Here is a 20,898-nt window from a genome sequence, read left to right on the forward strand (position 1 = left end):
GGGGCCGGTGCTTCTCCCAGAAGCACCGGCCCCTACTCGGCGGTCCCGGCCAGGTCCTGGCCGGGAGCGCCGGGTCCTACTTGGCGCCCGCCGTGCGGCGCTTCGACCAGACGTCGAAGGCGACCGCCAGCAGCAGCACGCCGCCCTTGACCAGCATGACCGTCTCGGTCTGCCAGCCGAGCAGGCCGGCGCCGTTGTTGATGACGCCCATGATCAGGCCGCCGGTGATGGCGCCGACGACCTTGCCGACACCGCCCTGGACGGCGGCGCCGCCGATGAACGCGGCCGCGATGGCGTCCAGCTCGAAGCTGTTGCCGGCGGTCGGGCCGGCCAGGTTGAGCCGCCCCGCGAAGATCAGGCCGGCCAGTGCGGACAGCACGCCCATGTTGACGAACAGCCAGAACACCACCGACTTGACCTTGACGCCGGAGAGCGTCGCGGCCTGGAGGTTGCCGCCGACCGCGTAGATCTGGCGGCCGAACACGGCCCGGTTGGTGACCAGGGTGTAGCCGACCACCAGCACCGCCAGCAGGACCAGCACCCACGGCAGGTTGCGGAACCGGGCGAGCTGCACCACGAGGAACAGCACCAGCAGCGCCGGGACGACGGCCTTGAGCAGGAACAGCCACATCGGGTCGATGGCCTGGTGGTAGCGGATCCGGCCGGCACGGGCCCGGAACTGCACGATCAGCATGCCGACGACGACGGCGACACCGACGATGATGCTGAACAGGTCGGCGCCACCCAGCGGGCCCAGGGCGATGTTGTTCAGGAAACCGGGGGTGAACCCGTTGGCCAGGGTCCGGACGGTGTCCGGGAACGGGCCGATGCCCTTGTTGCCGAGGATGTAGTAGGTCACGGCACGGAACAGCAGCATGCCGGCCAGGGTGACGATGAAGGCGGGAATGCCGAAGTACGCCACCCAGTAGCCCTGCCAGGCGCCGATCACGGCACCGAAGGCCAGGGTCGCCACCACCGCGATCGGCCACGGCACGTCGTTCTCGACGATCAGCATCGCGGCGAACGCGCCGGTCGCGGCCACCACCGAGCCGACCGAGAGGTCGATGTGCCCGGCGATGATGATCAACACCATGCCGATGGCGAGCACGAGGATGTACGAGTACTGCACGATGATGTTGCTGAGGTTCTGGGGCGAGAGCAGAGCGCCGTCGGTCGCCACCGCGAACGCCAGGACGATCAGCGCCAGAGCGATGTAGATACCGTTCTGTTTCAGGTCGAAGCTGACCCTGCGGGGAGCCGTGTCGCGCCCGGGCGCGCCCACGCCCTTGCCGACCTGCGCGGGTGCGGCCGTCACGGCGCTACCTCCTGTACGTCCTTCGTCATCAGGGTCATCAGGCTCTCCTGCGTGGCCTCGGCGCGCGGCACCTCGCCGGTGATCCGGCCGGCCGAGAGGGTGTAGATGCGGTCACAGATCCCGAGAAGCTCGGGTAGCTCGGACGAGATGACCAGCACGGCCTTCCCCTCGTCGGCGAGCCGGTTGATGATCGTGTAGATCTCGTACTTCGCGCCGACGTCGATGCCCCGGGTCGGCTCGTCCAGGATCAGCACATCCGGGTCAGTGAAGATCCACTTGGAGAGTACGACCTTCTGCTGGTTGCCACCGGAAAGCTTGCCGACGACGGCCTCGACGGTCGGCGACTTGATGTTCATGCTGGTCCGGAACTCGTCGGCGACCTTGAACTCCTCGTTGCCGTCGACCCAGCCACCCCGGGCGAGTTTGCTGAGCCCGGCCGCCGAGACGTTGCGCTTGATGTCCTCGATGAGGTTCAGGCCGTACCGCTTGCGGTCCTCGGTCGCGTACGCGATGCCGTGGTCGATCGCCTCGCGTACGGTGCGCGCCTGGATCTCCTTGCCGTCCTTGATCAGCTTGCCGGAGATGTTGACGCCGTACGAGCGGCCGAAGACGCTCATCGCCAACTCGGTGCGGCCGGCACCCATCAGGCCGGCCAGGCCGACGATCTCGCCGCGGCGCAGGCTCAGGTTGGCCTTGCGGACCAGCGCCCGGTCGGGCTGGGTGGGACTGTAGACCGTCCAGTCGACGATCCGCAGAGCCTCCTCACCGATCTTCGGCGTGTGGTCCGGGTACCGGTGCTCCATGTCGCGGCCGACCATGCCCGCGATGATCTTCTCTTCGGTGAGGTTGGCGGTCTCGTCGGTCCAGATGGTCCGGCCGTCCCGCAGGATGGTGACCCGGTCCGAGATCCCGATCACCTCGTTGAGCTTGTGCGAGATGATCACACAGGTGATGCCCTCGTCACGCAGGCCGCGCAGCAGGTTCAGCAGGTGTGCCGAGTCCTCGTCGTTGAGCGCCGCGGTCGGCTCGTCGAGGATCAGCAGCCGGACCTCCTTGGAGAGGGCCTTGGCGATCTCCACGAGCTGCTGCTTGCCGACACCGAGGTCGATGACCGGCGTGACAGCGCTCTCCGCGAGGCCCACCCGGCGCAGCAGCTGGTCGGCCGCCGCGTTGGTCCGGTTCCAGTCGATCCAGCCGCGCGTGGCCTGCTCGTTGCCGAGAAAGATGTTCTCGGCGATGGAAAGATTGGCCGCGAGCGCCAGCTCCTGGTGGATGATGACGATGCCGCGATGCTCACTGTCACGGATGCCGGAGAACTTGCAGATCTCGCCCTCGTACTGGATGTCGCCCTCGTAGGTGCCGTGCGGGTAGACACCCGAGAGCACCTTCATCAGAGTCGACTTGCCGGCCCCGTTCTCGCCGCAGATGGAGTGGATCTCTCCTCTGCGTACCTCGAGGTTGACGTCCTGCAGCGCCTTGACGCCCGGGAACGTCTTGGTGATGCCGCTCATCCGCAGGATCGTGTCGGTCATGGAGCCCTCCTATGGGCTGATGAGGCCGCGCCCCCGCCCGCCGGGGGACGGGCGGGGGCGCGGGTCCTACATCACTTCAGCTGGTCAGCCGTGTAGTAGCCGGCGTCGACCAGTTCCTTCTGAACGTTGTCCTTGGTGACGATGACGGACTCGAGGAGCTGCGACGGGACGACCTTGACGCCGTTGTCGTAGTCCGTGGTGTTGTTCGTCTTCGGGGTCCCGCCCTTGAGGACGGCGTCGGCCATCTCGCCGGTGGCCTTGGCCAGGTTGCGGGTGTCCTTGAAGATGGTGGAGTACTGCTCGCCCGCGAGGATCGACTTGGCCGAGGCCAGCTCGGCGTCCTGGCCGGTCACGATCGGGTAGGCCTGCGCGCCGGTGCCGTAGCCGCCGGACTTGAGGGCCGAGAGGATACCGATCGAGATGCCGTCGTAGGGCGAGAGAACGCCGTTGACCTTCGAGCCGTCCTTGTAGGTCGAGGTCAGGATGTTCTCCATGCGCTTCTGCGCGGTCTCCGGGTCCCACCGCAGCGTGGCGACCTTCTCGAAGTCCTTCTGGCCGCTCTTGACGACGAGGGTGCCGTCGGCGATGTACGGGTCCAGAATGCTCTTGGCGCCGTTGAAGAAGAAGGTGGCGTTGTTGTCGTCCGGCGAGCCGGCGAAGAGCTCGACGTTGAACGGGCCCTTCTTGTCGGTCTTGGCGCCGGTCGCGTCGACCACACCCAGGCCGGTCAGCAGCGAGGTGGCCTGCTGGACGCCGACCTTGAAGTTGTCGAAGGTGGCGTAGTAGTCCACGTTCGGGCTCTTACGGATGAGCCGGTCGTACGCGATGACCTTGATGCCGGCCGTCTTGGCGTTCTCCAGCTGGGTGGTGATCGCCTCGCCGTCGATCGACGCGATGATCAGCAGCTTCGCGCCCTTGGTGATCTGGCTGTCCAGCTGCTGGGTCTGGGTCGGGATGTCGTTCTCCGCGTACTGCAGGTCGACCTTGTAGCCCAGGCCCTCGAGCTGCGACTTGAGGTTGTCGCCGTCGTGGATCCAGCGCTCCGAGGACCGGGTCGGCATGGTGATGCCGATCAGGGCGCCGGCGGTGTCACCGCCGCCGGTGGCCTCCTTGTCGGAGGTCTTCTCGGCGTTGCCGCAGGCGGCCATCGTGGCGACCATGGTGGCAGCGGTCAGAACGGCCGCGAGCCGGGGATATTTCACGGTGGATCTCCTCTTTGAGAACGGGTGTTACAGGGGGCGGGCCAGGCGGAAGTACGCCTGGTTCCAGCGCACCCGGTCGGAGAAATCCGCCGGGGTGGTGCGCTCATCGATCAGCAGGAGTTCGGTCTGGGCCATCTCCGCGAAGTCACGAAGTGTCTCCGCGCCGACAGCCTGGGTGAGCACCGTGTGGTGCGGTCCGCCGGCCATGATCCAACACTCGGCCGAAGTGGACAGCGACGGGGCGGGCTTCCACACCGCGCGGGCCACGGGCAGGTTCGGCAGCGGCTCGTCCGGCGGGATCACCTCGATCTCGTTCGCGACCAGGCGGAACCGGTCTCCCATGTCGGCCATGCCCATGACCACCGCCGGGCCCGGGGCCGCGTCGAAGACCAGGCGCACGGGGTCCTCCCGCCCACCGATTCCCAACGGGTGGATCTCGGCACGTGGCTTCGCCGACGCGATGGACGGGCAGACCTCGAGCATGTGCGCGCCGAGGATCTTAGGCTCACCCGGACCGAAGTGGTAGGTGTAATCCTCCATGAATGAGGTGCCGCGTCCGGTTCCGGTTCCCATCGCCTTCACGGTGGCCACGAGCACCGAGGTCTTCCAGTCGCCCTCGCCGCCGAAGCCGTAACCGTCCGCCATCAGACGCTGAACGGCGAGTCCCGGCAGCTGCCGCAGACCCCCGAGGTCCTCGAAGTTCGTCGTGAACGCGCCGAAGCCGCCCTCGGTCAGGAACCGCCGCAGGCCGGCCTCGATGCGGGCGGCGTAGCGGAACGAGTCGAGGCGGTCGCCGAGCAACTCCGGGGCGATCTCGAAGACGTCGCGGTACTCGGCGATCAGCTTGTCGATCTCGGCGTCCGGCACCTCGTCCACGACTGCCACGAGGTCGTTCACCCCGTACGTGTTGACCGAGACCCCGAACCGCAGCTCGGCCTCGACCTTGTCGCCCTCGGTGACCGCCACGTCGCGCATGTTGTCACCGAAGCGCGCCAGCCGGAGGCCACGCATGTGCTGCAGGCCGGTCGCGGCCCGGGCCCAGGCGTCGACGCGCTTCACCACCGACGGGTCGGCGGCGTGCCCCGCGACGACCTTGCGCGGCACGCCGAGGCGCGCCTGGATGAACCCGAACTCCCGGTCGCCGTGGGCGGCCTGGTTGAGGTTCATGAAGTCCATGTCGATGGTCGACCACGGCAGCGACCGATTGTGCTGGGTGTGCAGGTGCAGCAGCGGCTTGCGCAGCGCGTCCAGGCCACCGATCCACATCTTCGCCGGCGAGAAGGTGTGCATCCAGGCGATCACGCCGATGCAGTCGCGGTCGGCGTTGGCCTCCAGCATCACCTGCTTGATGGCGCCGGAGTCGGTGAGCACCGGCTTGCCGACGATCTCGGCGGTCAGCCCACCGGCGGCCAGGGTCCGCTGGATCTCGGCGGACTGGCCGGCGACCTGCTGGAGGGTCTCCGGGCCGTAGAGATGCTGGCTACCGGTCAGGAACCAGATCTGCGGGTTCATCGGTTGGTCCTTTGGTCGAAGAAGTTCAGGCGCCCGCGGCAGCGCGGCGCACCATCGCCGAAACCGGCAGGCACGTCTTCATCCGGTCGCCGGACTTCAGGGGCACCGGCAACCCAGTGATCTTACGTCCGGAAACGGGGCCGCCGTCACCAAACGTCACGCCATACCCGGCCACGGGTCGTACCTCCGAGGGACGGCCGGGAGGGTGGCCGCGGCCACAACCCGGCGGGAAACCTCAGTGTTATCGTTAACAAATACGCTGTCAACGGGCGTCGGCAACAACGAGGTAACGGCCCATTAACGTGGGCGGAGAGTAATCGTTCAGATGCGCCGGGGGGCGCTTTCCCGGACGATCAGCTGCGGCGGCACCACGATCTGGTCGGCGGTGCCGGAGATGTCCCGCATCTGGCCCAGGAGCAGGCTCAACGCGGCCCGGGCCACATCACCGAAGGCCTGCCGGACGGTGGTCAGCGGCGGAATGAAATAGGCCGCTTCCGGAACGTCGTCGAAACCGACCACGCTGACGTCGTGCGGCACTCGCCGGCCGCGCTCGTGCAGCGCCCGCAGAATGCCCAGAGCCAGGTGGTCGTTCGCCGTGAAGATGGCGGTCACCTCGGGCATCCGGGCCAGCATCTGACCGGTCCGGTAGCCCTCGGCGGCGGACCAGTCGGCCGACAGCAGCGGCGGCACCTCGGCGCCGGCCTCCTCGAGGGTCTGCCGCCAGCCCTGGATCCGCCCGGCCGAGTCGAACCAGTCGGTCGGCCCGGACACGTGCCAGACCGTCTCGTGCCCGGCGTCGAGCAGGTGCCTCGTCGCCGCCCGGGCGCCCGCCACCTGGTCCACCGTCACGAGCGGGCGCCCGCTGGACGGATCGCCGTCGATGAAGACGACCGGCAGGTCCTCCGGGATCTCGGCGAGCGCCTCGGTGGCCGACGCGGTGTTGGCGATCACGACCAGGCCGGCGACCCGCTGGTCCAGGTGCCGGTCGACGACCGCCGAGATGGAGGAGCGGTCCAACTCGTGAACGCTGCCCACGCTCACCGCGAAACCGGCGTCCGCGGCGGCCTGCTCGAACTCGCTGAGCATGGTGGCCGGGCCGAAGAGGGTGCTGTTGCGGGCGACCACGCCGATCAGCTGGGAACGGCCGGTGACGAGAGCGCGGGCGGCGCGGTTGGGACGGTAGCCCAGCTCGGCGATGGCGGCACGGACCCGGATCCGGGTCTGCTCCTTGACATTGGGATGATCGTTGAGCACCCGCGAGACGGTCTGGTGGGACACCCCGGCCAACCGGGCCACATCCGTCATCGCCGGGCTACGTGATCCCTTGTCCACTTGCGCACCTCGTCCGATCCGGTGAACCATTTCAACCGGGCATCGATCGGGGACCGGGCAGCCGGAGACCTCGCCGAGTTGAGAAAAGCTCAGTTCTGATGGAGCGTAGCGGGCAGTCGCACGCGCTCACAGACTCAGAAATGTTATCGATAACATCGGCTTTTCACGAGCCCCGCGCAGACGATCTTCGGCGGCACGTACCCTCGGCAGCGATGGAACCGTCAGGAAACACCGCGCCGGGTGTGCTCGGCAGCTTAGCGGACGAGGGGTTCACCTCGTTACGCCGGGCCGCCGCACCTCGCGCCGAGCGCTACGAGATCGGCCGGTCCCTGCGCGAGCGGTCCCCTCGCTCCGACATGGCCCACTGGAAGGCCCCCGACCGCCGCCCCGACCCGGTGGCCCAGGTCATCGCCTCGCACGAGGGCCGGCTCAGCCGGCTCGTCCCGGTGCGCGTCGGCCGGATGATGGCCTCGCCCTACACCTTCCTGCGCGGCACCGCGGGCCTGATGGCCGACGACTTCGCCGGCCTGCCCAGCACCGGCATCACCCCGGTCATCTGCGGCGACGCCCATCTCGGCAACTTCGGCTTCTACGCCTCCCCCGAGCGGGAGCTGGTCTTCGACCTCAACGACTTCGACGAGGCCCACCCCGGCCCGTGGGAGTGGGATCTGCGCCGCCTCACTGTGAGCGTGCACGTGGCCGGCCGGGTCAACGGGTTCCGGGAGAGCTCCTGCTCCGACGCCGTCCAGCACTGCGTCGAGTCGTACCGGGACCAGATCGCCCACCTCGCCGAGCAGCCGCTGCTCGCCCGCTCGTTCGACCAGCTCGACGTCGAGGGCATGCGCTCGGCGGCCACCCGGGCCAGCTTCCGTGACGAGATCGAGCGCGCCGCACGCCGCGCCCGCCGCCGCACCAGCGACCGCGCGCTGCCCCGCTTCACCGAGCGTAACGACGGTGCCATGCGGCTCGTCGAGGAGCCGCCGCTGATCACCCGGCTCCCGGCCGACGAGCGCGAGCAGCTGGCCGAGGCCCTGGACGGCTACCTCAGCACCCTCAAACCGCACTGGGCACGGATCCTCGGCGGCTACCGGATCGTCGACATCGCGCACAAGGTCGTCGGCGTCGGCTCGGTCGGCCTGCGCGCCTACGTCGCCCTGTGCGAGGGCAGCAGCCCCGACGACGTGCTGTTTCTACAGCTCAAACAGGCGCGCCGCTCGATCGTGGCGAAACATCAGCACGGCGCGCTCGCCTGGCACCGCCACCAGGGGCAGCGCGTCGTGGAGTACCAGCAGGCCCTGCAGACGGTGAGCGACCCGCTGCTCGGCTGGACCACGGTCGGCGCCCACCAGTACTACGTGCGCCAGTTCCGCGACATGAAGGGCGCCATCGTCGTCGACGACATCAACGCCGGCGCGCTCGCCGACTACGCCGCCATCTGCGGCTTCCTGCTCGCCAAGTCGCACGCCCGGACCAGCGGCGCCTCCATGATCGCCGGCTACGTCGGCAGCGGCGACAAGCTCGACGAGTCCGTGGCCCGCTTCGCCCGGGCCTACGCCGACCAGGTCGAGAAGGACCACGAAGCCCTGGTCGCCGCGGTCCGCCGCGGCGACCTGCCGGCCGAGCCCGGCCCGACCCCATGACGATCACAACCCCCGATGAGGTACGCCCGTGAGCGGCACGATTCCCCTCGACTCCCCCGCGCTCGCCGCCTTCTGGACCGAACGCCACCTGTGCACGCTGACCACACTGCGCGCCGACGGCTCCCCGCACGTGGTCGCGGTCGGCGCCACCTTCGACCCGGTCGCCGGCCTGGCCCGGGTGATCACCTCCGGCACCTCGACCAAGGTCCGCAACGTGCTGCGCGGCCGGCAGCGGGTGGCGATCTGCCAGGTCGACGCCGGCCGCTGGAGCACGATCGAGGGCCTCGCCGTGATCCGCGACGACCCGTCCTCGGTCACCGACGCCGAGCAGCGGTACGCCGCCCGCTACCGCCAGCCCCGCCCCAACCCGGCCCGGGTGGTCATCGAGGTGACGGTCACCCGCGTCCTGGGCTCGGCGTCACTGATGCCCGCGGCGGACTGAGCCCGGGCACTCCCGGCACGACCAACCCGGGCGCTTCCACGACGAGCCTGGGCGCTTCCGGCACGACGAACCCGGGCGCTTTCGGTGCGACGAACCCCGGTGCTTCCGCGCGACCAACCCGGGCGCTTCCGGCACGACCAACCCGGGCGCTTCCGGTGCGACGAGCCTGGGCCGCCGATACGCCCGCGCACTAGTCTCGGGGGCATGAGCACTCCGCCGGACATCGTCGACAGCGTGCTGCTGCCGGGCCATGACGTGCCGCTCGGCCGTTACACGACGGTCCGGCGGCTGCTGCCGCACCGGGAGCGGCGCATGATCGGCGCCTGGTGCTTCGTCGACCACTTCGGACCCGACGACGTCAGCGGCCGGCCGGGCATGCAGATCCCGCCGCATCCGCACTGCGGCCTGCAGACGGTGACGTGGCTGGCCGACGGGCTCATCGAGCACCGCGACAGCCTCGGCAGCCACCAGCTCGTCGCGCCCGGTCAGCTCAACCTGATGACGTCCGGGCACGGGATCGCCCACTCCGAGCACACCCCGCCCGAGCACCCGGACGGCATGCACGGGCTCCAACTGTGGATCGCCATGCCGGACGACGCCCGCCACGGCCCGGCCCGCTTCGAGCACCACACCGGGCTGCCGTCGCGCCGGGACGGTGACGTGACGATCACGGTCGTCGCCGGCAACCTCGGCGACCTGCGGTCCCCGGCCGGCGTGCACTCGCCTCTGATCGGGGCCGAGCTGGTGCACGCCGCGGCAGCCGAGCACACCCTCGAGCTCGACCCCGCCTTCGAGCACGGCGTGCTGGTGATGTCCGGCCGGGCCACGGTCGCGGGCACACCCCTGGAGCCGGGATCGCTGCTCTACACCGGCCCCGGGCGCGACACCCTCCACCTGGCCACCGACGGTCCGGCGCGGCTGTTCCTGCTCGGTGGAGAGCCGTTCGACGAGCCGCTGGTGATGTGGTGGAACTTCGTCGGGCGCAACCACGACGAGATCGCCCGGGCGCGCGCGCAGTGGATGGCCGGGGAGCCCTACGGCTCCGAGAGGTTCGGCACCGTCGACGGTTGCGCGGCCGGTCCGCTCCCGGCTCCTGAGCTTCCCTCGGTACGGCTGAAGGCGCGCGACCGGCACGGCGACACGTACTGACACGCGGCTTCACATTTGCACCGGCGACCGTCATGATCGTCCGATGACGCCCGCCCGACTCCTCGCGGTCCTGGCCGGCGTTCCCGGCCTGCACCCGCACACCGACCAGCGGGTGCCGCCGATCATCACCTGGGACGACGGGCCGTCCGGGAGCACCGCGGCCGCCGCGCTGACCGCCGCCGGCTTCGCGGTGACCGAGCCGTTCTGGGCCGGGGCGCTCGTCGACGTGGGCGTCGAGCCGTGTGTCTTCCAGCGGGTGCTGCGCCCGGAGACGGCCGCCCTGCTCTGGCTGCACAGCACCGGGCCGGACACCCCCGACGGCGACGCCGCCCTCGCCCAGCGGGTCTTCGCCGCCGATCTGCCGGCCGAGGGCCACCGGCCCGCCACGCACACCGAAGAGCTCGCCGTCCACCTGCTGATCGGTGAGCTGACCGGGACCGACTTCGGCGGGGACGACCTGTTCGCCCGGATCGGCACGACCGTCCGGCGCGTCTTCGGCGGCCGGCCCGGTCTCGTCGAGCTCGCCGGCCGCGCCGTCATCTGACCCGTGGACGGGGCCCGTTCGGCGCACGCCGGCTACATCCGGGCCGTCGCGGCGGCACTGGAGGCCGCCGGGGTGCCCGTCGCCGACTGGCGTGCCGACGACGGACCGGTCCGTGACGGGTGGATCCCCTTCGACCTGGCCCGGCAGGTACGGCTGCACGGACGGCCGGTGTGGGACCACGACGAGGCCGGGGCCGGATGGTCCGAGGAGCGGGGCTGGTATCTGCTCGTCGTCGACGATCCGGCCGGGCGCTCCGTGCGTACCACCGAAGCTCTTGCCGTCGCGACGATCGCCGCGCCGGGCGCGGTGGCCCGGGCCGTCGCCTCCCTCGCCGGTCTTCCCGGCCCTGCCCCACCGGCCCCCGATTCCCCCGCGGGCCTTCCCGCGCCTGCACCACCCGCTCCCGATTCCCCCGCGGGCCTTCCCGCGCCTGCACCACCGGCCCCCGATTCCCCCGCGGGCCTTCCCACGCCTGCACCACCCGCTCCCGAGGAGGCCGGCGCCGACTTCCCGGGGCACCGGGCCGACGTGGCCGATCCCGCTTTCGAGGCGGCGCTGGGTCGCTATGCGGCACGTCGCACAAAGTCCGTTGACGGGTGGCGGGGCGCGGCGGAAGGTCGAGGGTAGACCGACCCCACACCGGCGGAGGACGCCCGTGACCCTCCTGGACGCCAGCCGTATCGCCCTGATCCTCGCCGCCCCGGGCCTGGTGATGGCCGGATGCCGCTACGTGCCGCGATGGTGTGCCGCGGTGGCTGAGCGCTGCCGCCCGCCCGTCGTGCGACCGCACGGCCCGCCGATCGAACGGCTCGCCGCCGATCTGCGCCGGTTGCTGCGCCTGCACGGGGAGCTCGCCGCCTCGGCGCACTCGGCGTTCTGCGCTCACCGGCTGTGGGCGGTCGAGGCGGCCATCGGCACGCGTGCCATCGAGGCGGCCGTCGCGCTGGAGGTCCCGCACCCGCCTGCCGACGCCGCGGCCACACTGACCAGGACCCAGTTGTCCGCGCTGCTCACCGCCCTGGCCGCGGCCGGCCTGGTGCTGCCCGCCAGGGTCGAGGGCTTCACCACCGACGGCCGCCTCTGAGCCGCACCCCACCCGGGATCGGGCCGGTTCGATCATGTCGGCTTGCGAATCCTGTCCCGCGCCGTCGTCGCGACCGTCGCCCTGACCGCGCTCCCTCGGCTCGCGGCGACTTGGGCGTGGTCATCGCCCTGACGGCGCTCCTGCGAACCGCGGCGACCTGCACCTGGGCGCCATCTGCTCACCTGCGCCGGCGCGGAGGGACGGCGGCGGAACGACCGGGTTCCGCCGCCGCCTCCGGTCCCGGCTCCATGACCCGGTGACACGCACCGCGAGAATGCGGAGGGGGTCATCCCCGCGGGGGTCTGCCGGGCACGGCACGGCCACCGTGCTGGGATCGGTGACCGCGGAGCCGGGGGCTGGGAAGAGAGCAGCGGCGGGAGATGGGCTCCCGCCGCTGCCTCCGTCCCGGCGACACGCCAAGAACCGCTGCCCGCGAGAAGACGAGGGGGCGTCGTCTCAGCGGAACGTCTCGGGCATGACACGGCCGCCGTGAAACTGGGGGGCGACGGCCGTGGGCCGGGAAGTCAGGGGCCGCAAACAACCCGCCGGGACATCACTGGCCGCGGCGGGGTGCTCCTCCACCGTGACAGATCACCCATCCATGATCCGCGAACACGGAGCGTGTCCTTCGCCACCCGCCGGTCACGCGTGCGACGCCGGACGTTCACCGGGCTCCGATACAGGTGGTCACCTGTTCAGGGTCACCCACAAGTCCTTGGTTCTCCTGAAGAGCACCTTAAAAAGTCCTTAAGTCGACACCGCTACCGTCACCTCACGGCAGTGAATCCCGTTGATCGGGACAGCACCCGGACCCGGTCCGCGACCATCACCGGACCGCTGTCATAGTCACTGCTCAACCGGTTGAACCGGGGCAGCCCTCCAGACGTATACCCCGATGATCGCGCACCATCGGCGGGCTGCGGCGCCGATGCGATCAACGCTCGCGGGCCGGCCGCGAGGCCGATGACGGGGACCCGCAGGGCGGTGGCGCAGTGCGCAAATCCGTGGTTAACCTTCCACATCCACCACGTGGCAGGTATTGATCGCGGGACGCAGGGGGCGGCACCGGGGTGCGGAGGTGGTACAGGGTGAGGACGGTGGCACGGATGCGGCGTCGGGGCGTTGGGTCCTTCCCCAGCCGATTCGGGGCCGCGTCATGAGCTTCGAGGACGACGAGTACTGGGCGGACGAGTACGACGAGTACTCGTTCATGCCGAGCTCCGCGGTCAAACAAGAGAAGCACTACACCAAACGTTCCGTTCCGGACCCGGTCATGCCGACCCGCCGGCGCACCGGCCGAGCCGACGACGGCGACCTCCGCCAGAAGGCCGCCTTCGACGCCGAACGGCCCGGCTGGCTCGACGACCCCGACTTCGAGCCCATCGACACGTCCGTCGACAACCTCGTCGGCGACGACTTCGACGACGTCGACTTCAACCGGCCCGAACTCGCCGTCGACTTCGACAAACCCGACTTCCCGATCGTCGACCCCGCGGCGCGACCCGAGCTGCGGCGAAGCGCGGCAGACCGGCGCCACGGCGGGGACAACCGCTATGAGCGTACGGGCGACCCGCGCCGTGACGGCGACCACGGATACGGGCCGTCCGCCCGCTACCGCGACGACGCCCCGCCCCGCCGCGACGACCGGCGGGAGCGCAGCGGTGGACGCCCGGACGACGGGCGCGGCGGATGGGACGAGCGGCGCGACGGGGCGCCCGGACGCCGGGACGAGCGCGATCGCCGGCCCGCGGCTCGCGAATCCCGCGACGACCTGCGTGATCCCCGCATCGACAGTGATCCCCGTGTCGGCCGTGATTCCCGCGGCTCGCGGGACGTGCGTGGTGGGCTCCGTGACGCTTTCGACCCGCGTGATCCGCGCGGTGGTACCGACTCGCGGGACCTGCGTGATCCGCGCGATGCCCGCGGTGACGTGCGCGATCCCCGCGATTCCCGCGGTGACCTGCGTGACCCCCGCGATGCTCGCGGTGAGCTGCGCGATCCCCGCGACGCCCGCGGTGACGTGCGTGGTGCCCGCGGTGAGCTGCGCGACCCGCGTGATGCCCGCAGCGACGCGCGTGACCCCCGCGGTGAGTTGCGGGATTCCCGTGACCCGCGTGCTGAACTGCGTGATCCGCGCGGTGAGATCCGTGATGCGCTCGACCCGCGCGACCGGCGCGGCGACATCCGTGACCCGCGTGACGATCTCCGTGCGGCGCAGAACGATCGCCGTGACGACTCTCGTGACCCTCTGGAGGCCCGCGACGGCCGGAACGACCCGCGCGACGAACGCCGGGACCCGTCCCGTGACGACCGCCGGGGACGTGGCCCGCGCGCCGTGGAGATCCGTCCCGACGAGTCGTGGGACGACGAGGGTCACATCGAACGGGACGACGAGCGGCCCGGCAGCGGCCGGACCATCGAGTTGGGCACCGACGAGTACTGGGAGGAGCCCAGCCGGTCCCGCGATGGCCGGCGCCCGGCGCGGCCCGACGGCTCCGGCGAGGCGTGGGACGACTTCGGTCCGATCCGCCCGGTCGGTGGGCGGCGTCAGCGCCGCGACGAGGACGCCCGACGGTCCGGTCCGGCTCGCCGCGACGACTACGCGGTCAGCGGGCGGGCACAGGTTCCGGCCGGCCCGGAGCGCGGCGACGGCTTCGGCACGGTCGACGGACGAGCCCAAGTCCCGACCAACCCCGAACGCAGCGACAGCTTCGGCACGGTCGACGGACGAGCCCAAGTCCCGACCAACCCCGAACGCAGCGACGGCATCGGCCCCGCCGGACGGGCACAGGTCCCGACCAGCCCGGAACGCGGCGACGGCTTCAGCACGGCCGGTGAGTCCTACGACGGTTACCGCCAGGAGCGCGAGCCGCTGACGGCAGCTCCCTCAGTTGGCGACTCCCGTGCCGCCGACCAGGGTGGACGCCGACCCACCACGGCCGGCGACGACGCCAACCGGCCGGAGCTCGGGGCCGATGGATCCCCGCTGCCCGACCGTGGAACCAGCGGCGACCTCTCGCCGGACACGCCGGCCGGTCGTGCCGAAGTCCGCGACGGATCCGGGCGCGCCACGGCCGGTGACGCCTTCGGTCGTGCGGCGGGCGAATCCGCCGAAACCGGCGACCATCGCGAGACGGCGGACGGGGGGCCCGCGTTCAACCGTGCCCGTACGGGATTCGGCAGTGCGGGCGACCACCGCGGCACACCGGCCTCCGGCGTCGGGACGACAGCCGACGTGGGCGGCCAGGACGGCGCCGACGAGCGCCGCGTCGCAGCATCCGGCGGAGCCGAGGGTGGGCGTCCTGCCACCGACGACCGCAGCGCTTCGGGCGCCGGGAACAGGGCTGACCGGGCCGACAACGGCGGCGGCCGCTCCGGCGCGGCGGACCCCGGTGGTCGTCCCGAATGGACCGCCCCCGGCCACGGTGAGATCGGGCGCGGCGCCGGTCATGGCACCCCGGTCTCGGATTCCAGGAACGGGGCTCCGGAGCAGGTCGGCGGAACGACCGCGGCGCATGACGTCGCCGGGCACGGGACAGGCGGTTCCGGTGCGCCAGGCTCGTCCGGGTCGCGCCAGCAAGGACCGGCCACAGGTGGAGCGCCCACGGCCGACGGCTGGGCCGCGCCGCAGGGAGCCGGATCGGGCGGAACACCCGCCGCCGACGGCTGGGCCAACCCGCAAGGAGCCGGATCGGGCGGAGCGCCCACGGCGGACGGCTGGGTCACTCCGGTCGGCGCGGGTGACCGGGGCGTTCCGGGGGCGGGTGTTCCCGGAGAGGTGGCGGGTCACGGCGAGGCCGACGGTGCTGGGCGGCAGGCTTCCGGCAAGGACGAGCGGAAGGGCTCGGAGCGGCGCGGGGGCTGGCGTTCGGCGGTGGCGCGGCTGGTGCCCGGACATCGGGGCGGGGCGGCCGACAAGGGCGTCGAGCCGACGACGGATGTCAGTGGACCGGGCGGGACCGGCTCCGGCGCTGGTGTGGGGCCGAACGGGCCGGCAGCCGCGAACCCCGGGGATGGGAACGATAGGGCCGCAGCGACGGGCGCTACCGACGGCGGGCCTCGTGTGGTGCGTCGCGCTGAGCCGCCCGTACCGCCGAAGGTCGTCAGCACGGCCACGCCTCCGACCGCACCGCGCGTGATCAAGGCCGACCCGCCGGTGGCGCCGCGTGTCGTCGCCGCGCCGGCGCCGGTCCCGCCGGCGCGCATCATCGGCCCGAACGGACCGCAGCCGGGCGCTGAATCCGCACGCCCGGGCGCCGGAGCGCCGGAGAACGGCTCGCCCGGCGCACCGTCGGGGAACGGCAACGGCGGCGTTTCGGCTGCTCGCGGGCCGGAGACCGGCCGCGCCGGAGCAGCAGACGGACCAGGAGCTCCCGGCTCAATGCCGACCCAAGGAGCTTCCGGCGGGATCCCCGGACAGGGCGGGCCCGGAGTGCCGCCCGGACAGGGCGTTCCCGGCATGGCGGCCGGACAGGGCGCAACTCCCGGATACGGAAATGCGGGCCCGGCTTCCGGGCCCGTCGATGCACGTTGGGGCGGCGCCGGCGGGCGACCGGATGGGACCGGCGGCTTCGACCGACCTGGCGCACCCGCCGACAACCAATGGGGCGGCACCGGCGGACGGCCCGACGTCACCGGCGGCTTCGACCGACCCGCCGCACCCGGCGACAGCCGCTGGGGCGGCGCCGGCGGGCGACCGGATGTGACCGGCGGCTTCGACCGACCCGGCGCACCCGCCGACAACCAATGGGGCGGCACCGGCGGACGGCCCGACGTCACCGGCGGCTTCGACCGACCCGCCGCACCCGGCGACAGCCGCTGGGCCGCGGACGGGCGGTCGGACGTTCCGCAACAGCGGTCTCGGCGGACGCCACGGACCGCGCACGTCTTCCTCTCCGAAGGGGACGGGCCGTGGGCCATGGTTCCCGACGACGCTCAGCCGGCCGCCGGTGCCCGGCCGATCTCGCCGTCCACCACGGGTGACGTCGCTGCCGGTCAGCCCGCGCCGACGGCGGCCTGGCCGCCCGCGGCTCGACCGCAGGTGCCGGGCGTCGACGCGGGTCCGGTCGGGTACCCGCCTCAGGGCCAGGGTCCCGCCGCAGCCGGTGCTCCGTCGACCGCGACCGCCTGGCCGCCGGCTGATCAAAGCGTGCCGGGTGTTCACGGTCCGGGCGGGACGCCTACGGGATCGCCGCAGCCGACCGTCGGTGGACCGCAGGCCGTTCCCGGCACTCGGCAGCCGGGTTTCGGGGCGTCACCGTCTGCTCCCGGTGGGCCTCGATCGGTTCCTGGGGCGCCGCCGTCGGTTTCGGGCGCTCGGCAGCCCGGCCCCGGTGTGCCTCAAGCCGCACCGAGCGGTCCCCCGCCGGTTGCCGGAACGCCGCAGTCCGCGGCCGGCACGGCACAGTCCATGCCGGGTCTCACACCGCCGGGTCCCGCGGCACCGCCCTCTGCGCCCGAAGCTCGGCACTCCGCTCAGGGTCCGCAGGCCGTTCAGGGACCCTGGGCCGCCCAGGGATCGCAGTCCGCTCAAGGACCGCAGTTCGCTCAGGCGCCGCAGGCCGTTCAAGGCCCGCAATCCACGCAGGGGCCGCACGCTGCTTCCGGTGGGATGCCGCCGGCTCCCGGTGCGCCGAACGCGGCATGGTCGTCAGCGCCGGGTCAGGCCACTGGTGGGTGGCCGGCCGTTTCGCCGCAGGGGACGGGTCCGACACGGCCGGGCGAGCAGTGGAACGAAACCGAGAGCGGACGATCGGGCGACGGGCGGAACAGCGCCGCACCTCGGTCGGCACCGCCTTCGCCGGATCCCCGCGGCCCTGGGGCGTCGTGGAACGGGTTCGGAGCACAGGAAGCCGCAGGGCTCGGCGCGACGGCAGGACCGGCGGCCGGTGGCAGCGCGCCCCGGTCGGCGCCTCCGGCGAACGGCGCTGACGGGTCCGGCCCCCGGCACGGGTTCGGTGTGCCGGGCGCGCCGCAGGCTGACGGCGGACGGAACGGCGCCACGCCCGGTGACGCCTCCACCATGCCGCGGTCGGCTCCGCCCCCGGCGAGCGGAACGTCCGGTGCGCCGTTCGGGCCGTGGAACGGTTTCGGGCAGGCCCCGGGAACGGCGTCCCCGGCGGGTGCCGGCTGGGACGGTCCCACCGGGGATCAGGCCGCTGTGGGCAGCGTTCCGGGTTCGGCGCCCAGCTCGGGTGGTCCGCGGCCCGGAGCGCACGCCGCCGACGACACCGGCTCGCGGTCCGGCGCCGCCCCGGGTTCCGCTCATGGTGTGGAGGCTGCGGCACCCGTCTCGGGCGCTCAGAGCGGCCGGCCCGGATGGAACGGCGCCACACCGGTCTCCCCGGCGCCCGCCGCCACCCCGGAGGCCCGGCAGTACGGCCCGGACGGGGTCACCGGGAGGGGCGCCACACCGGTGTCCCCGGCTCCCGGCGACATGCCGGACGGACGGCAGACCGCCTGGAACGCCGCCACACCGGTATCCCCGGCTCCCGGCCACATCCCGGACGGACGGCAGACCGCCTGGAACGCCGCCACACCGGTGTCCCCGGCCGCACCCACCAGGACGGGCGGGCCGCAGACCGGTCCGGACGGCATCACACCGATCCAGGTTCCGCCCGCCGCCAACGGCCCGGCACCGGTCTCCCCGACTGTCGGCTACGCGCTCGACGGACGACAGAACAGCTGGAACGGGACCTCGCCGGCCGGGTCGGACGGGTGGAACGGGATCACACCGGTCTCGCCCGCGCCCACCACGAACTCTCCTGCTGCCGGTTTCGCGCTGGGCGGGCGTGGCCGGAACGGGACTGCCCCGATCTCGCCCGCGGCCGCCACCGGGGCAGACGAGTGGAACACGACCGCGCCGGAACCTGCCTCCTCGGGCGACGCCCTGCAGAACGGGCGAAACGGCGACGCCCTGCATAACGATCAGAGCGGCTACGCCCTACAGCCCGGGCGCAACGGCGACGCCCGGCTGTCTGGGCCGCACAGCGACGCCGGACCGATGGGACCGCACGGCGACGCCCGGCCGACCGTGCCGCACGGGGCCTCGCCGGTTTCCGGCGCGCCCTCGGGGGGCGACTCGGGTGACGGGCGATCGGTTCCAGGTGCCGGCGCGACGGGTGAGCGGCCCACGGTGGCGTTGCCCAAGCCGGGTTCCCGGCCGGGCGCGGCTGCTGGTGGGCCGAGTACGGCCGGGCGGGAGAAGATCGGGTTCCCGCTGACCAGGCCGGAGTCGGACGGGGCGGACCGGCCGTATATGGATCCGGACGGGACGCTGCACAACCTGCGGCCGATCGGGCGGCTGGAGACGTCGGGGCCGGACAGCGAGCCGAGGCGGTATGCCGACACGGCGTTCGGTGGCGGCTGGTTCGTCTCCAAGATCGGCGGAATGGCCGCGGCCGGTGGCGGTTCCGATGCCGCGAAGCCGGTGGACGGCACTGCCACGGGCGGCACGAACGCGGGCGGCACGGCCACCGGCGGCACGAACACGGGTAGCACGAACACGGGTGGCACGGCCACCGGCGGCACGAACACGGGTAGCACGAACACGGGTGGCGCCGATGCCGCCAGCGGTGACGCCGACAGCGTCAATGCGGGCATCGGTAACGCGGATGACGGCGGGGCCGGGGCCGAAGGCGGTTCCTCGAACAAGGCCGGACGGCACGCCTCCGGGGCCGGGGTGGATCCGGCGAGCGGTAGCGCGGACCAGCTGACCCGCGACGCCGGCCGGACGAGTGGCGCATCGGGTAGGCGACGGGCCGCAGAGGTGCAGGGCACCGAAACCGCTCACGGCGGCGACGGTGCCGGACCAGGAGCTTCCGGCGCGGCAACGGCTGGAACGGGAGCCCCGAACCCGGGAACGCCCGGCGCGGCAGCGTCCGGTGCGGGTACGACCGACACGGAGGCGTCGGTCACGGCTGACGCGGGAGTCTCCGCTGTGACCGGCGCGAACGCGTCGGGCATGGCTGGCGCGAATGCCTCCGGTGCGGCTGGCGCGGGCGCCTCCGGTGTGGTCGGGGCGGACGCCTCGGGAGCGGGAACGCCTGGACACCGGGCCGTGGCCGGCGGCGAGCAGGCCGGTAACGCCGGCGACCGGGATGGCGACAGGAAACCAGGCGGCGGAGGGAAGCCGGGCGGCGACGCGGCTCAGCAAGGCAACGCGGGCCAGCAGAGCGGCACAGGCCAGCAAGGCGGCGCGGCCCAGCAAAGCGGCGCGGCCCACCAAGGCGGCGCGGCCCACCAAGGCGGCGCGGCCCAACAAGGCGGCGCGGCCCACCAAGGCGGCGCGGCCCACCAAGGCGGCGCGGCCCAACAAGGCGGCGCGGCCCGGCAGGACAATGCGGGCCAGCAGGGCGGCGCGGGCCGGCCGAGCGGCACGGCACCGGCACGGGACGTGCCGCGTGGACCGGATTTGGCGCCGCATCTGCCGCTGACCGCGGCCGAGCTGTCGGCGATCCGCTGGCGGCTCGACGGCGCCACGCTGCGGGAGGTCGTGGACAACCGGGACGCCCTCCGGGCGCTGGGGGAACGGCTCGACGGGCCCCTCACCGACGAGGCGGACAACATCGTCAAGGCGGGGCTTCTGAGCGTACGCGCGGAGGTGTACCGCCTGCTCGGTGAGCTGGGTATGGCCGCGGCCGCGAGCCGGCTGGCTCTGGCGCACGCCGAGTCGGCGCAGGATCTGCAGTCGATGGTGATCGCGCAGGCGGAGCTGGCGCACGTGTTGCGGTTGCGTGGTGACTACATGGAGGCGGACCGGCTGTTCCAGAGGGCCGTGGAGGCGGAGGTGTCACCGGCGGTGCGTAGCGTGGTGCACGAGAACGCCGGGCGCAGCTGCTTCGACCAGGGGCGGCACATGGAGGCGCTCGACCATTTCGCGCGGGCGATCCGGCTGGGCGCAGCGGAGGACACCGACCTGGTGGAGCGCATCGGGGTGTGTCTGGAGGCCGTCTACATCCACGTGCTGCGGGACGGCTGGGGTCCGTACCCCCGCAGGTCTCCGGAGATCCTGACCCCGCTGGGCGGCAAGCCGGCCGCCGACGGTGACCCGGCGCCGGAGCAGCGGCCGGGCTGAGACCGGGAGCGGAACCACAAGCCGACCCCACGCCGGAACAGCGGCCGCGCTGAACCCGGGCGCGGAGCCA

At 72.4% G+C, this 20,898-nt stretch carries 14 protein-coding genes; 7 read left to right on the top strand and 7 right to left on the bottom strand.

Translation table 11 applies throughout. The features are described from left to right. Window positions 1-76: 76 nt before the first annotated feature. The 5 genes from mmsB to ACQPZW_RS34475 form a co-directional block, all read right to left on the bottom strand. On the bottom strand, window positions 77-1,315 hold the full coding sequence (mmsB, locus tag ACQPZW_RS34455; protein WP_433790192.1) for a multiple monosaccharide ABC transporter permease: 1,239 nt from the start codon (window positions 1,313-1,315) through the stop codon (window positions 77-79). Continuing rightward, on the bottom strand, window positions 1,312-2,847 hold the full coding sequence (mmsA, locus tag ACQPZW_RS34460) for a multiple monosaccharide ABC transporter ATP-binding protein (RefSeq protein WP_433790193.1): 1,536 nt from the start codon (window positions 2,845-2,847) through the stop codon (window positions 1,312-1,314). The genes mmsB and mmsA overlap by 4 nt, the downstream gene beginning before the upstream one ends. A 71-nt stretch (window positions 2,848-2,918) precedes the next feature. After that, window positions 2,919-4,049: a multiple monosaccharide ABC transporter substrate-binding protein gene (gene chvE, locus ACQPZW_RS34465; protein WP_433790194.1), complete on the bottom strand. Its 1,131-nt coding sequence runs from the start codon at window positions 4,047-4,049 to the stop codon at window positions 2,919-2,921. Window positions 4,050-4,076: 27 nt separating this feature from the next. Continuing rightward, window positions 4,077-5,561 carry an L-arabinose isomerase gene (gene araA / locus ACQPZW_RS34470; RefSeq protein ID WP_433790195.1) on the bottom strand — a complete coding sequence of 495 codons (1,485 nt, stop codon included), beginning with the start codon at window positions 5,559-5,561 and terminating at the stop codon, window positions 4,077-4,079. A gap of 321 nt (window positions 5,562-5,882) precedes the next feature. After that, entirely contained in the window at window positions 5,883-6,866 is a 984-nt protein-coding gene (locus ACQPZW_RS34475; RefSeq protein ID WP_433797695.1) for a LacI family DNA-binding transcriptional regulator, read from the bottom strand. A gap of 269 nt (window positions 6,867-7,135) precedes the next feature. Between ACQPZW_RS34475 and ACQPZW_RS34480 the strand changes: the two genes are divergently transcribed. From ACQPZW_RS34480 to ACQPZW_RS34505, 6 genes are all read left to right on the top strand, one after another. Further along, window positions 7,136-8,533: a DUF2252 domain-containing protein gene (locus ACQPZW_RS34480; protein ID WP_433790196.1), complete on the top strand. Its 1,398-nt coding sequence runs from the start codon at window positions 7,136-7,138 to the stop codon at window positions 8,531-8,533. Between the two features lie 28 nt (window positions 8,534-8,561). Continuing rightward, window positions 8,562-8,975: a PPOX class F420-dependent oxidoreductase gene (locus ACQPZW_RS34485; protein WP_433790197.1), complete on the top strand. Its 414-nt coding sequence runs from the start codon at window positions 8,562-8,564 to the stop codon at window positions 8,973-8,975. 204 nt (window positions 8,976-9,179) lie between these two features. Continuing rightward, window positions 9,180-10,124: a pirin family protein gene (locus tag ACQPZW_RS34490; RefSeq protein ID WP_433790198.1), complete on the top strand. Its 945-nt coding sequence runs from the start codon at window positions 9,180-9,182 to the stop codon at window positions 10,122-10,124. A 43-nt stretch (window positions 10,125-10,167) separates the two neighbouring features. After that, a complete protein-coding gene (locus tag ACQPZW_RS34495; RefSeq protein WP_433790199.1) occupies window positions 10,168-10,668 on the top strand; it encodes a hypothetical protein in 501 nt (166 codons plus the stop codon). 3 nt (window positions 10,669-10,671) lie between these two features. Then, complete coding sequence (locus ACQPZW_RS34500) at window positions 10,672-11,295, top strand: DUF6292 family protein (protein WP_433790200.1); 624 nt, start codon at window positions 10,672-10,674, stop codon at window positions 11,293-11,295. A gap of 28 nt (window positions 11,296-11,323) precedes the next feature. Next, window positions 11,324-11,752, top strand: a complete 429-nt coding sequence (locus ACQPZW_RS34505) for a hypothetical protein (RefSeq protein WP_433790201.1) — start codon at window positions 11,324-11,326, stop codon at window positions 11,750-11,752. Window positions 11,753-12,686: 934 nt separating this feature from the next. Here ACQPZW_RS34505 and ACQPZW_RS34510 read toward each other — a convergent pair. Both ACQPZW_RS34510 and ACQPZW_RS34515 read right to left on the bottom strand, forming a co-directional pair. Continuing rightward, entirely contained in the window at window positions 12,687-14,432 is a 1,746-nt protein-coding gene (locus ACQPZW_RS34510) for a hypothetical protein (protein ID WP_433790202.1), read from the bottom strand. A gap of 207 nt (window positions 14,433-14,639) precedes the next feature. Then, window positions 14,640-15,203, bottom strand: coding sequence for a hypothetical protein (locus tag ACQPZW_RS34515; protein ID WP_433790203.1), 564 nt, complete (start codon window positions 15,201-15,203; stop codon window positions 14,640-14,642). A gap of 2,709 nt (window positions 15,204-17,912) precedes the next feature. Here ACQPZW_RS34515 and ACQPZW_RS34520 point away from each other — a divergent pair. After that, the gene (locus ACQPZW_RS34520; protein ID WP_433790204.1) at window positions 17,913-20,828 is read left to right on the top strand and encodes a hypothetical protein; all 2,916 of its coding nucleotides are present in this window, start codon (window positions 17,913-17,915) and stop codon (window positions 20,826-20,828) included. The last annotated feature ends 70 nt before the right edge of the window (window positions 20,829-20,898 follow it).

Origin of the sequence: Actinoplanes sp. CA-252034 (assembly GCF_050956125.1) — a bacterium.
Lineage (GTDB): Bacteria > Actinomycetota > Actinomycetes > Mycobacteriales > Micromonosporaceae > Actinoplanes.

What these genes read in the sequence shown, in the direction of transcription:
- mmsA (WP_433790193.1), bottom strand. Translation starts at nt 2,847, where the DNA reads ATGACCGACACGATCCTGCGGATGAGCGGCATCACCAAGACGTTCCCG.
- araA (WP_433790195.1), bottom strand. Translation starts at nt 5,561, where the DNA reads ATGAACCCGCAGATCTGGTTCCTGACCGGTAGCCAGCATCTCTACGGC.
- ACQPZW_RS34475 (WP_433797695.1), bottom strand. Translation starts at nt 6,866, where the DNA reads ATGACGGATGTGGCCCGGTTGGCCGGGGTGTCCCACCAGACCGTCTCG.
- ACQPZW_RS34490 (WP_433790198.1), top strand. Translation starts at nt 9,180, where the DNA reads ATGAGCACTCCGCCGGACATCGTCGACAGCGTGCTGCTGCCGGGCCAT.
- ACQPZW_RS34495 (WP_433790199.1), top strand. Translation starts at nt 10,168, where the DNA reads ATGACGCCCGCCCGACTCCTCGCGGTCCTGGCCGGCGTTCCCGGCCTG.
- ACQPZW_RS34515 (WP_433790203.1), bottom strand. Translation starts at nt 15,203, where the DNA reads ATGACCGGCGCCGCGCCCGATCTCACCGTGGCCGGGGGCGGTCCATTC.